The following is a 13589-nucleotide window of genomic DNA, read 5'->3' as shown; positions in this document are numbered from 1 at the left end:
AAGAACTTTTAAAGTTCCCCCTCACTTGATATAAATAATTATAGTCCCGTTTTCGGGACTTTTCAAGCTTTTTTTGTCAATTTCATCAAAAAAAACAATTAATTTAATATTAAAAAACAATGAGATACAGTAAAGATCAATAACTAAAGTTTGATTAAAAAACCGTAATCACCAAAGGAAGGGGTGAAAGATAGCCAAAAAGGAGCTGTAAGAGCCCATGCGCCCCGAAGCGGAGCATTTGAATGTTATGACGCAAGGTATAACATTCAAATGCGACTGAGAGCCGTACAGGAAGCAAGAAACCTCCCTTCACCCTGTAGAGCCAATCGGAACGGGCCACATCATAATAGTTAATTAGCCCCCTTTGAGAAGCGCTGTTAGGCTGTCAGAGATTTATCTCGCAACAGCCTGTACAGCGACTTAGTAACCCGTAGGGTTGCTTAGGGGGGCGTTTGTATGAACGGAAAACAACATTTTTCTGAGCGACAGCTATGAAATAGCTTGTAAGCGAAGGCTTTTTTATATTTTTTATCTTTATTTTAAAAAGATTAGGTAGCCATTTATGAGCTACCTACCTTTTTTGTTTAAAAAAAAGGTCTTTAGTTCAGAGATAAAGATCGATTTTAACTGTTATCGATAGTAATAGAACGATTTTAATCGTCTATTATTTATTCGATCCTATGTTCTTATTTACATTTTCAGTACGGAGTTATAAAAAACTGAGCGCTTACAACACTTAATTGTATATTTTGTGAGCAAAATATTTTTTGAACAAACAAAGATACCGCCATTTAAGGCGGTTATTTAAGGCATCAGATGGTTAGGGTAAATGTTTTAGGTAGTAAGAATATTTCTCTTCTTCGTTGATATTTGGATAAAGTCTGTTCATTTCTTTTTCGAAATTAAAGACAATAGCGAACGGCTGTGAATTTTTCCAACTCAGATATTTTTTCCATGCTCTGCGTTTATGGCCATCTTTTTTATTAACTGATTTTTCTAATTCTATTTTTTCTTTTAGAGCTTTCTCAATGTGTTTTTTTTCGTTTTCTAATTCAATATCATCACCAACGAATATTCGTTTTGTTTTTAATAACAATGACTTAAGCTTGTATTTTCCATTTAATGAAGCTACATTTTTTTTTGCTAGTTCCAATAAGTGTCTAGCATATCGTTGTTTGTGAGTTTCTTTTTTACCCGTTTTTATAAGCCACCGGTTAAAACTGTTGAAAATTTTTCTCAGTTCGTCTCTGGAGAACCCCATTCCTATAAAAAAGCCCTCTCTGAGCCAAATTCTTTGTGCTTTATATTGCCCTGATTCTGAGTCTGTGTCTCTATCTACATAAATCAGTCCTGCTCTTTCCCATGCTCGTATAGCTCTCAGTGTTGGATCATAGCATTTTCTCCCATTTTCATAGATATGCAGTTGCCCGCATTTTCTTGCTAGATCTTCTACTGAACACATGACCTCACAAATAGAATCAAATTCTGTACTGTAATTAGCGTACGCAATCATCACCTTTGCTAATTCAGTCCACGTTTCACGACGTTCAGAACGTATAGAGAGACGTTGTTTATCGTTTATGCGTTGGTTTCTAATGATCGTGTTACGATTCCAATCATGCACATTGATTGCGCCAATGAAACGCTTAATCAAAGGTAATTTAGGAATAGCACCGCTAAAGAGTGGCTTATAGTGCCGATGAACTTTAGTTCTTGATAATGTTAATTCACTCACAAAAACCAAAACTTATGTTGCGCGGAAGGAGCGAACAAAAGAGATCTTGAAATTCTCTACTCATGTCTTTATACTCCCCGTATAGAGCAAACAAGTTCTATACGGAATTTTAGTGTGATACCCCGATATTCTTCTCAGGTCGCCAAACTCAAGGAAGATTTCGGGGTTTTTCTTTTAGGGTTTTTTAACCCTTTCCCTGACACATTTCTGGCTGTATCCCACCAATTGGATACCGAATTTACCACTTAGAGCTAAAAATGGCAAGAATCAAGTCGCTTGTTAAGCTGCATCTCCTTCAACTGAATATGGAACTCTTGTATATTCGTTATTTGGGATGTGCACGCATTTTTACTTAGATAATAAATAACCTCTTTGATTGGGCATAATCCCTATATAACCCCAATACATAGCATTAAACACAAATGTGTTTATGGGAAATGGTGCACGCAGAGAATGATGTATGAAATAAATATTTTAGGTGCACTACTTTCAAGGCAAAATAGAGAGCACACTGTTTTCGTTCTTCTAATTACATCAAGGATTAAGTTTTTTGGTGATTTTATGTGAGGGGAATATATGTTTTATTTACTGATCATCACTCAAGTTATGGTCTATTGCTTAACGTTGTATTTTTTTGTTAAGAAGGAAAAAACAGGTAATCATAAAACAACCTTCAATTTTTTGTTGGTTTGCCTTGCTGTATTGACCGTAACCCTATTGTTTATCACTGAGTCTGATTCAAACTCAAACTATAGCCAAAACCCAAACTTTACTTAAAAAAAGGTGACGTTGTCACAATATGTTGTATCATATCGAATAAAAGGTACTCAACAAGGGCGCTCTTTATTTATATCATTAAAGTATAGTTAAATGATATACTGTTAGGTAAGCTACATTCATATATCATATGACTTATGGTTAGCTGACAAATGATACATTATCTTTTACATCATTCTAATGATACAAAATGAAGAGAAATGAAATGAACAGACTAAATCCAATTAGTGAAGCTATTAAACGAGATGAAATTGATACACTTGTTGATGTGTTGCTGGCAGCTATGAACATTGATATCAGTGCAGAAGACAAAGCCGTATTTAAAAATATTATTAATGAACTCCCTGAAAACGCCACATTAACAACTCTGGCAAATATAATCAACTCGCTCAATGCAAAGCAATTAGGGCTGAGTAACACTACCTACAATGCTATTCAACCATTGTTAGTAGCACTATCAGAAAAAGGTAAACATATTAAAGATGATTATGGCCACTATTTTTCAACTAGTAATTAGAGTGTTCAATAAATGATATTTGGGTATGTTCGAGTAAGTACGAAAGAACAGAACGTAGAACGCCAAATAAACGCGCTTGTCGGATGTGATAAGATTTTCATCGATAGAGTGTCAGGTAAATCCGTTGCTCGTCCAGAACTCAACGCTATGAAACAACAATTGCGTGATGGTGACACGGTTAGAGTAAAATCAGTTGATAGATTAGCCAGAAACACACAAGACCTATTAACTCTTTTAGCTGAAATGACAGGGCAGGGCGTAAAGGTTGAATTTATTGATAATCAGATGGTATTCGATAACACCCCTACCAGTAAATTTATGATCACATTGTTAGCCGCTGTCGCAGAACTTGAACGTTCATTCATACGTCAACGCCAGAAAGAAGGAATAACCATAGCTAAACAAAAGGGAAGGTACAAAGGTCGTCCAGTATCAGATAACGCGCTTAAAGCTCAAAAATTAATTACCGAAAAATTATCAGGTAAATTATCGTTAACAGATGCTGAAATTATGCAATTATCAGGCATACAACACGCACAATTTTATCGCCTTAAAAAGGCGCTAAAGGTATAAGATGTGTAGTTAAATTAATTGCCAATTCAGATTAAATAAAGAATGAGTCTATATGGGAAAATATGTCTATCGTATTGATAAACAAATCAACTTTAAAGCAATTAATGACTATACCTTTAGAGCCAAACGGTGGTTCCCTGATATGTTCCCACATAAAACATTAATTGAAAAAACAAAGAATACCCTATCGGATGAGGGGATTTACCGTATTTGTTTTTTTGCAAATTTTTCTCTTGCGAATGAATACGTTAATTATCTAAGAACAAAATCCTTACTCTTTCGTTGCCTTAAATCTTCTATTGTGCAAGCAGGCTTTCATGAAAGTTGGGATGATACTTTCGCAATCGGTGACGCTTATTTATTTTGGTGTAAAGGATCTCTCAATGAAAAAAATGAACGTTTCTCTATGGCTGGTCTGGCATTTAACGATATCCAAATTTTTCATGAAAAAAAGTGGGTCGATTTGAACCAATATATTCAATAATACCAACTAAAGCAATCTCTAAAATCTTTTAATGTTTTCGTGGCCACATATTAAATTATTTTAAATCAATGAATTAAGTTATTATGCACTCGTTTTTTAGGGGGTTTGTGTACCAGTGTTTTTGTTCGTTATGGATGTGTGATAAGAAACTAGTATGAGCTTAATTTTTAATGAAGCGCGGCTTAGTGAAATGATTTTTAATCTTGGTTTGAACTTGCGAGTTAACGTGTGAGGAATGCGATAACACAGGAACGGCCAACATGTAGTGCGGTTCAGGATTTGTTCTAAAGGAGAAAATTAGCTAACTAATACAAACAACTTTTCCATCAAAAAATTTGTTCTAAATTAAGAATTATAACCATCTAAAAAATAAGGCTTTCCCTTTCCCTGGTCACAGTTGATTTTTGTGATTTTCATCCACCGATTGATCACTAATTTTGATGAAGTTTACCCTAGATTTTATGCTAATCAGATATAGTTGATATAATACTCTTAGTAAGAAGAAACTAACTGCGAGAGACAAGCAATTTATTGCTTGTCGGGTCGTAGTTGAGCAAGCGAAGCGCGGTAGTTTAGTAACTTAGTTTAAGCTGGTTCGGGTGTTTGAATACCAAACTCTATTATTTTTTTATCTATCCCAATTAGAACCATATTGCAACTAAATAAATAATAAATTATTTCATCAACAATGTTTCAATTACTGAATCAGCACCATTTTTGGTAATGTGAATCCCATCATTCGTCCTAACCTGAATGCCGTTAATAATGGCTCTATAATCACTCCCAAGCGCATTTCTCATGTCTAGCGTTCTTATGCCTTCTTGATATGCCGCATTTTTTATAGCAAGTCTTGTGTTGTTTAATAACGCATTTTTCTTTTCATTTTTTAATGTTGGCGGTAAGAGCCAAACAATATTTTTGTTTTTACTTTTAATGACGTTAATAAACCGCATAGCTTTTTGTTGATAGGCTTGCACATCTGACTGATGGATCAAATCGTTTGTACCAAGAACAATATAAACCGTGTCGTACTGCTGAAAATTGATTTTCTGTATGTAATTTTGCCAATGTAATAGCTTTGTCGATTGTAGCCCTGTACTTTCTAAAAACTTAGCATCTACAGGCGCACGTTCTTTGTAGCTCATGGCGAGTTCATACGTTAATGAGTCACCTATGAATAGGGGTTTGCACTGCCCCAAAAGGGGCAATGCAGATAGAGAAATAATAGCTGTGATTAGTAATTTATTGATGTTCATTTTTATCAATTAAAAATTCATCTAATGAATGCCCCTGTTCTAAAAGCGCTTTTAACCCTTTTTTCATTCTACCTTGCCCACTATAAGTATCTTCTTTACCAGTTAATGGATCAATAAAACGATATTTGGGTTGAGTCACTTTTAAAGATTTCTTTCTTTTTTTATTTGATTTAGCATCATCATCAAATGATATTGTTGTAGGGTCTAACCCCATTTGTGCAGCAACTTCTAATATCTTTTGCTTAATTTGCTCTTTTTCTTGACGTTCAAGTTCAAGTAACTCTTCTTCTTCTTCACGTTCTTTAATGATGCTCTCAAATTTTTCATAAGTAGCTTTGAGCCATGATAGATCTTTTTCTTTTGAAAATTTTCGGAGTGAAGTAATACTACCAATAATTGCTGTGGTAATTTCATATTCTTGTTCAGTGGTTAATGACATTATTTTTCCTTCTTATTCGACATATTTCCATGCGGAAACGGGTACGTGATCATAATACTGATTCATAACAATTTCAGCTTTGCGATGGTCAAGAGCTAACTGAAAATACTCTTTTTCCTTAGTGGCTAATTTAACCATAATTCGCTCACTCATCGTATCTAGTGTGCTCATATTTTGACATCTTCTTAGCTGTTTTAACCAGTCAAATTTATTTTTCATACTTCCTCAATACTAGGAATATTTTTCATAAAAAACAAGATTAAATTCATGTATTACTAAATATCAATATCCATATTTTTACTTGATTCTTTTTCGGGGGTATGCCTTAAAATATTTTCTTCATCATGTCTGATACGTTTATCAATATCTTTATTGTCATACTCACTAATATAATCGATACCGTGGCTAATTTCTTCTTTCATATCAATGATATTATCCATAATCCTTTCTTTTTCCTCATTAATAGGGATATCGATTTCTGTTTTATCTTTACTAGATATAATTTCCTCAATTGCTTCTTGTAACGAAATTTCTTCTTTTGTTAATTCAACCTGATGATCATTTTTATCTTTTTCATCTAACTTTATAATGATAGAGCTATCAGTTAAATCATGACTAATTGCTTGTTCTATATTCTTTTTTTCATAGACAATAGGTGTTAACTCATCATCCCCCTTGTTAATAACAATAATATTTCCATCATTAGCACCTTTGTATTGAGCTGATTCAAAATCTAATGTCCCACTAAATATTCCCACCGGAATATGATAATTACCTCTTTGCACTCCGTATTCATCATGTACAGGTAGTAAAATTTCTTGGCTTTTATTGGAAAATCTTGCAATACTTTGTAAAATATCAGGAAGTTTTTTAGCTAGATTAATTGAGATATTTGCGCTTTCATTCCACATTTTTAATGAAATGTTAGCTTTTTGATTTTCTGAATAATTCAGTTTAGCATGAGCAGTTACTCGTTCTCCCGTGTTATATTCGATGTGTTTTTCCCATTTTTCTAAATCATCAACGTATAACTGGACATGCTCTTTACTTCGAGATAATTCAACATAAGTGTTATCTAAAGCCGCTAAATTGCGTTTATTATCTTCTGAACCATCATAGACAATGACATAAGGTATTGATGCACCTTGAGAAGAATATGATGTGATAGCGTATGCATAATCAATATGTTTCCCATTATGTTGTTGTGGGTCAAATGTAACTTCACGCCCATTAAAATCCATCGTCACATGCTTTTTATCAATGCTTTTTACAACACCGATATCATTGTTAAATGCATTTTGTTCAATATCCGTCACGGTCATTCGCATTTTATCACCAACACTCACTTCAATATTTCGCTCCCGATATACAGAAATATTTCTCGGGTCAGCTTCTAAAGCTGAAAAAGCAAACTCTTGTTTTGTTTCTAAGTTGGTGAGGGTAATAATACCATCCCTATTAATGTTATCGATATTGAAATAGTTATTACTAATTTTAACGGTATTATCAATATTGCTTTGCCAAAATTGCGTAGTCTTTATATCATATTCTTGATTATTAACACGCTCATACGTTTGAATTTCAACGCCACTTGGTAATGCTCTGCTCTGTACTAACAAATCATGAATGCGTTCATTAATCGCATTTCTATCGCTATTCAGTGGAGTAATAATAAACGTATCATTACGGGCATCGAACGTCCGACTCACGAAATCTTGCGTGATTATATTCAGTTTGTCATTCCGTTCTTTACCTTTGAGATCAATAACGGAAGTATCAGGCGCATAATTGTTATTTGAGCGAGGAACAGTGTTAGGTGATACTTTTTGGATAACCGATATCGACTCTTGCACTTTTCCTTGAATGATAGCTTCAACCGCAGGTTTTAGTTCAGGAGTTTGTCGAACGACTTCATCCATGACAACATGATCGATTGCGCTACGTTCAAGAGTCAATTTGAAAGGAACACCACTTTCAAAGGATTTTAATTGGTCTTTGTCACCCGACAGAATAACTCTGCCCCCATTACCTGTTATGGAATCAAGTAATTGGCTCAATCCCTTATTTCCTGTCATGGAACTTTCATCGATAATAAAAACGGTATTTTTATAATTTGCTTGAAATTCATTCACTGCCATTTCTTGAGTAAAACTGGCTATTGTCTGTGATTCAATACCAGCACCTTTCAGCTCCGAAACAGCTCTATGCGTTGGCGCAAGTCCTCTTAATGTAATATCAGGTCGAGTGGTTTGTATCGCTTGTGCTACAGTTCTAAATTGAGTGGTTTTACCAACCCCTGCGTAGCCTTGAATAGCAATAATCGAATCTTTCGACGTTAATAAAAGCTCACTCGCAGCTTTTTGCCCTTTCGTTAATGATTTATTATTGTCTAAAAGGGATGTGTCAGAGCTAATCGGTGTCGCTTTATTTTTACCTTCGAATATACGTTTAATAATGTTAACTTCATTATTAAACGTTTCTCTTTTTACATAGTTATCAGTCAATGCGGTACTTGTGATAGGAATAATATGCCCGTTTTCTATACGAATATTAATTGCATCTGTAATTTTCTCTAGAGATAAACTGCTATCTAGGTTAGTCGCATTCATCACAACGGCTGCACCATTAAAAAAGACGTTCCCACCACTGGATCTATCAATACTTAACTCAATAATTTTATCAAAATCACTGAGAGTATCTTTTTTCATCTCATTGATTTTTGAAATCGTGTCAAAAATATTCCCTGTGTTCTTAGGTATATGATTTATCCCTGCATCAACTTTTTCAATTCTAGATTCAGCACTTTCTTTACTCATACCTGTGATAGCAATAATTGAATCACCGCTTTTTTTGATTTTATTCATCGTGGTACTGGAAACATCATTTTTATTCAAAATAGCAATCACGGTTCTGTTTAAGTTCAAGGATGAACCAAACGTCTCACTATAATTATAATCAAGGCTAGTTGTTTTTTTAGGATTTAGTGAGACGGTTTTTCCTTCTTTATCTTCTAGATATACTTTTTCCCCAAACAAGAAATTTCCTTTTCTAATGGCTGAGACTGTATATTCACAATTTGATTTTAAGTTACCAACACGTTGATATGTTTTCACTTTCTCGCCAACGCGTAAGTTTATGTTTTTTTCTTCGATAAGATTATAATTCTTATCAATATCTTTAATCAATAATCTAGACTTTTCGCCCTCGTCATTAATCAGCAAAAGCGCATTTTTAGCCTTATCAACATCCGCAATTTTAAATCTTTTATTTTCTTTTACATTATCGAGGATGAGCCCTTTCTTATACGTATTCCGTAGGTTTCTATTTTCATCCGATAGAAAAACTTGTTGTTCATTTCTAACGTTGATATTACTTTCCGAAAGCAAACCATGTTTAATTAGCTGCCCCCTAATCGTATTATTGACTTGCTGTTTAGTTTTATTGTTATGCACTTGAATAATGGCATCTTTATTATTAATTGATAATGTCATATATTGCTTTAATGCAATTTTTAATCTATCACCCTTATCAACATCACTAACAAAATAAATCTGTTTACTCTTATTATTCTCATAAAAGCTGAATGTTTCTATATCTGCCTTCTTTAGTACATCACTAAAAATACCTTCGTTAGTTCTTGTTTTAGTATCAATGGAAATAACAATCGAATTATCATCTTTAGCTTTATTCAAAATGTCATTAATTGAATCTAGCTTGATGCTTTCAGATTTATATATCGAAATAATTGAATTTTGTAATAACTGTTTTTTATCGTCATTAACATCTCTGACAGATAAAACCTTAGTGTCACCCGTCATATTTTCAGAAATGAATCGTTTTGTCTTATTATCAGGAACAATCACAACACTATTTTTCTCATTTTCTTTTGCCAGTTGAGAAATTGAGCCTAATGTTTGAATCAAGAATTCATTATTACCTATAATTGATATAGACTTAAATTGACTATCATTACTGACCATATAGTTAGCTAAAGATGAACTATCTTTTGATGATAATTTTATTTTTTCACCTGAGAGTTGATGAACTAGCTTTACAACATTAGTCTCACTTTTTAAATGACCTAATGTTGTAAAGAGATCGCCATTGCTTTTAAGAGGGACTAAATAACCCTCTTTTATTTCTTCTTTAATGATATCTCTTAGGCTGTTAATACTTTCAAAACGTTCTATTCCAATAGAATTAATCACTTGTGATAAAAGTTTATCGTGCGTGAACTTAGCATTATTTTTCTCTAAATTTTTAATAACCTGCTTAACAACAGCTTTAATATCAACATCATTGTCTTTTGTGTTGATGATTTTTTCATGATTTTTGATTTTTTCATGATCAAAGCCTGTTTGTGATAACTGTTTTTTCCAACTTTTCCTAACTTCGTCGATATTGGAAAAATCTTTCTTTTTTCGTGTGTCTTTAGCAGCAATACTTTTTTGTTTTGCTGTAGCATCTTTACCAACAGCCTTTTCAATCTCTTTTCTTCGAGATGAAAACATTTCCGTTGGTACACCTTCTATTTCAAATTGTCCATATTTACCAGCTTCAATTAAATTATAGCCAAGACTCTCTAAATCAGCTTTTAGATGTTGACGATACAAAGATCCAAATGCAATGGGATTTTTCCAAATGGTTTCAATAAATGCATTAGATTCTAATGATTTGTCCGTTGACAATGTTTTCCAGTTACTATCCTTAGTCTCTGTAATATTGCTTAAAATAGCATGAGTATGCAAAGCAGGTTCTAAATTTCGATTTGTATCATGCATAAACAACGCAGCGGTGATGTTATTCGTTTGCTCAATACTGACCACACCATCTTTCATTATACGTGTTGACGCTGATTTTTCTATTTCAGTTAAAGCAAATTTTACAGCCTTGTTATGCGCGTCTAATACTGCTTTATCACCAACAACTAATGCAAGAATGGAAACACTCTTTGGGGCAGAAAAAGTTAAGTCATAGCCTGGTCTATGTTTGTTTTCACCATTAACCATATGCTCTAAACTTTCACCATTGGATAATTTACCCTCTAATACATGCTTAAAATCCTCTCGATTAACAGCACCACTAAGCCCTAAACTTTCAGCACCTTTGCCAAACCATGCTGTTGTGGCTTCACCAAGAAAATAATAATTATCTTCTTGCTCATAGTAACTGGATGCACCACTGGCACTACTAACCCTTGAAAGTGATAACATTTCTTGTCCTTATGATTAATTAAAAGCCAATTAAATTACTGTAACCATCATCATCTTTGTCTTTATTTTTCTTGATGATATTATTTTCAGCGTTATATTTTTCGTTCGGGTCTACTTCAATAGGCTCATTGCTTAATGGTTTTGGATTAGCTGTTAAATCTGCTATTTTGGGTTTTGTCATTACCTTTTCAATTCCACTACTTTGTTGCTCGGATTGTACATTGCCAGTCTCACTCCCATCATTATTACTTTTTTGAGTATTGAAAACTTTATCAACAAATTCATCCTCATTCGTTTCTGTAACTAGTTCCACCTTGGAAATATCGATATCACGTCTTTCAATTTTCCCTTCGGCAATTTCAGGATAAGCTTTGTACGCAAGTTTTAATTTAACAACGGGGTAGTCTCCTTTTAATGATACATAGCACTCCAAATCATTCAGATTTTGGATGTCGGAATAACTTACAATTTTATCTCTCGTATCATTCTTAGAAAAGTTAACACCATCCCGAATGGTATCAACACCGTAGCTGTATTGGTCTTGAAATTTGTTATGATGAATTTCGCCAATCTCTTTTTGAACCCACTCAGCAACTGAACTACTCGGAGCACGAAAGTAGATAGTGGTATTACAGAGATCCCAAATCGCACTTGCTGACTTAGTACCATAAAGTTCTTCGAGTTGAGGGAAGTTTTGAATACTGATAAAAGTCACACCTCCAAACTTACGTGCTTCTTGCATAAAATCTTGTAACTTTGGCAACTTACCTAAACTCGCTAATTCATCCAATACCGTCCAAATCCGTCTTTTTCTATCTACGCTAAGGGATAGTATTGATTGCATTAAAATATTAATCCATGTGGTGATTAATGGCTTGAGTGCAGTTTCTAATCGACCATCACTGGATATAAATATCCACGAGTTTTGGTCTGCATTATGCACCCAATCACGTATTGCAAAAGGCTCACCACTGACATTATCTAAATGCTCACAATAGCGTAGTGCGTTGACATAAGCCCCTAACACCGCTCGTATTGTCATAGCTGTTTTCTCAACGCTACCATCAATTAAACTTGAAGCATCTGTACCTTCTACGTACTTTTGTAAATCAGCTAACGAAAATGACAGTAACCTATCCAGTAATTTTTTTATCGACCTGTCAGGGTCTTCTCTCATTTTTTCAGCGGTTGAAACGAATAACCTACGTGCTGACATATTCCAAAATGGATCACCTTTACTATCGGGAACTAAAGGCAATGCGAATGATTCAAAATCTGCCTTATCCAAACATTCAAGCCATAAATCCCATCGGGGGCATCGAGCATCCATCGGATTTAAAATAATATCTTTCCCGTCTCGGTAGAAAAGTTTAATGAAGTTATTCCCTTTATCATAAATAGTCGCTCTCTGATTGGCGGCTTGAACTTGTGCAAGAAAGCTATTGATAATGGTACTTTTCCCTGTACCTACTGAACCTTGTGCCCCGATATTTTGAGTTTCACTATCTTTTACAATATGCAAATCACCTATTTTCAAATAAGATTGTTCACCTCTTGCTTTGAGATATCGATTAACATCTTTTACAGATTTAGCTAAATAACGCCCACCAATGATATCATTTTTTCTTTGTTGAGCACCTTTTCGTCCTAAATAATAAAAAATTATTATAGATGAGAATAGATAAATAAATAACCCCACACCAAATGCTTCAAATGCATTTTCCTTTAATAAACGTCCGCACTCTACAAAGTAAGGGCTATCAATAATTTTTGCGACTGTAAGTTTTTTTTCTATAATGTTATTATTTTCTAGCACTGAAACAACATATTCATTTTTATATATATTTTCTTTGCTACCTAATCCAATATTTAAAACCACATGTTTAATATAGAAATAAAAAAGACCATTTTTTATGTAAATCCATTTCATTATTGAAAGCAAATATGAAAAAAATGTTATAACACCAAGAATGGTTGTCCAATACACAATAAGGTTTGTTATCTGCAAAAACATACTGAGCATGTATTTGATAACCTGACCACCTTGTGTCATATTTCGTGCATCTAAGCTCATAACAAATGCCTTAATTTTTATCTATAGAATTATTTGAGTTTTGTCCTATGATATTTCCAACAGAATCAATACCATTTTTCATTGGTAATCCTGATGTAGGATTAATCTCTATAGTTCTTTGCTTCATAGCGCCATCATTAAACTCAAATTTACTAAAATTACTATTTTTTAATTTAATATCCAATTTTGTTTTTTTAATAAAAAAAATAGAAAAAATATTAACAACAAGCAAGAAAACAAAAGAAAAAACTAAAAATTGATAATAAAGGCTTAATTTATCAACCTCTCCTGAAAATAAAGAATCAAATAGAAAAAACAATATTAAAATAGAGCCAATTGACAATAAGTATGCATATTTTACATATTTGTTAGCCTTTATATAATCATCCCCAATAATTATAACTATTAAAGATATAATTAATGAACCTAATATTAATAGGTTCGCTATTTTACTAACAAAAAAAATATTTAATAGGTAAATTATCGTTCCTATAACAATATACTTAAATTTGTTCATTTAT

General features: G+C 33.3%; 10 protein-coding genes. 3 read left to right on the top strand and 7 right to left on the bottom strand.

Annotated elements, in window-relative coordinates; all coding sequences use genetic code 11:
- Positions 1-820: 820 nt before the first annotated feature.
- Positions 821-1735 carry a RepA family replication protein gene (locus GWI58_RS00385; protein ID WP_231357579.1) on the bottom strand — a complete coding sequence of 305 codons (915 nt, stop codon included), beginning with the start codon at positions 1733-1735 and terminating at the stop codon, positions 821-823.
- 967 nt (positions 1736-2702) lie between these two features.
- Here GWI58_RS00385 and GWI58_RS00380 point away from each other — a divergent pair.
- From GWI58_RS00380 to GWI58_RS00370, 3 genes are read left to right on the top strand one after another with little or no spacing between them, the layout of a single operon-like run.
- Complete coding sequence (locus GWI58_RS00380; protein WP_161768808.1) at positions 2703-3029, top strand: hypothetical protein; 327 nt, start codon at positions 2703-2705, stop codon at positions 3027-3029.
- A 12-nt stretch (positions 3030-3041) separates the two neighbouring features.
- Positions 3042-3602: a recombinase family protein gene (locus GWI58_RS00375; RefSeq protein WP_115064964.1), complete on the top strand. Its 561-nt coding sequence runs from the start codon at positions 3042-3044 to the stop codon at positions 3600-3602.
- Positions 3603-3654: 52 nt separating this feature from the next.
- Positions 3655-4086 carry a hypothetical protein gene (locus GWI58_RS00370; RefSeq protein ID WP_161768807.1) on the top strand — a complete coding sequence of 144 codons (432 nt, stop codon included), beginning with the start codon at positions 3655-3657 and terminating at the stop codon, positions 4084-4086.
- Between the two features lie 674 nt (positions 4087-4760).
- Here GWI58_RS00370 and GWI58_RS00365 read toward each other — a convergent pair.
- The 6 genes from GWI58_RS00365 to GWI58_RS00340 are packed head-to-tail and all read right to left on the bottom strand — an operon-like array spanning position 4761 to position 13585.
- A complete protein-coding gene (locus GWI58_RS00365; protein WP_337247325.1) occupies positions 4761-5342 on the bottom strand; it encodes a DUF459 domain-containing protein in 582 nt (193 codons plus the stop codon).
- Complete coding sequence (locus tag GWI58_RS00360) at positions 5329-5781, bottom strand: H-NS histone family protein (RefSeq protein WP_161768806.1); 453 nt, start codon at positions 5779-5781, stop codon at positions 5329-5331. Before GWI58_RS00360 ends, GWI58_RS00365 begins: the two co-directional genes overlap by 14 nt.
- 12 nt (positions 5782-5793) lie before the next feature.
- Positions 5794-6000: an Hha/YmoA family nucleoid-associated regulatory protein gene (locus GWI58_RS00355; protein ID WP_115064961.1), complete on the bottom strand. Its 207-nt coding sequence runs from the start codon at positions 5998-6000 to the stop codon at positions 5794-5796.
- 56 nt (positions 6001-6056) lie between these two features.
- Positions 6057-10994 carry a MobF family relaxase gene (gene mobF, locus GWI58_RS00350; RefSeq protein WP_161768805.1) on the bottom strand — a complete coding sequence of 1646 codons (4938 nt, stop codon included), beginning with the start codon at positions 10992-10994 and terminating at the stop codon, positions 6057-6059.
- 19 nt (positions 10995-11013) lie between these two features.
- Positions 11014-13068 carry a type IV conjugative transfer system coupling protein TraD gene (gene traD, locus GWI58_RS00345; protein WP_115064959.1) on the bottom strand — a complete coding sequence of 685 codons (2055 nt, stop codon included), beginning with the start codon at positions 13066-13068 and terminating at the stop codon, positions 11014-11016.
- Between the two features lie 10 nt (positions 13069-13078).
- Positions 13079-13585: a hypothetical protein gene (locus tag GWI58_RS00340; RefSeq protein WP_161768804.1), complete on the bottom strand. Its 507-nt coding sequence runs from the start codon at positions 13583-13585 to the stop codon at positions 13079-13081.
- Positions 13586-13589: the final 4 nt, after the last annotated feature.

It is taken from the genome of Proteus sp. G2674 (genome assembly GCF_009915195.1).
Taxonomy (GTDB): Bacteria; Pseudomonadota; Gammaproteobacteria; order Enterobacterales; family Enterobacteriaceae; genus Proteus; species Proteus mirabilis.
The sequence above is the reverse complement of the archived record's forward strand: the minus strand, read 5'-3'. Positions and strand labels throughout refer to the sequence as shown.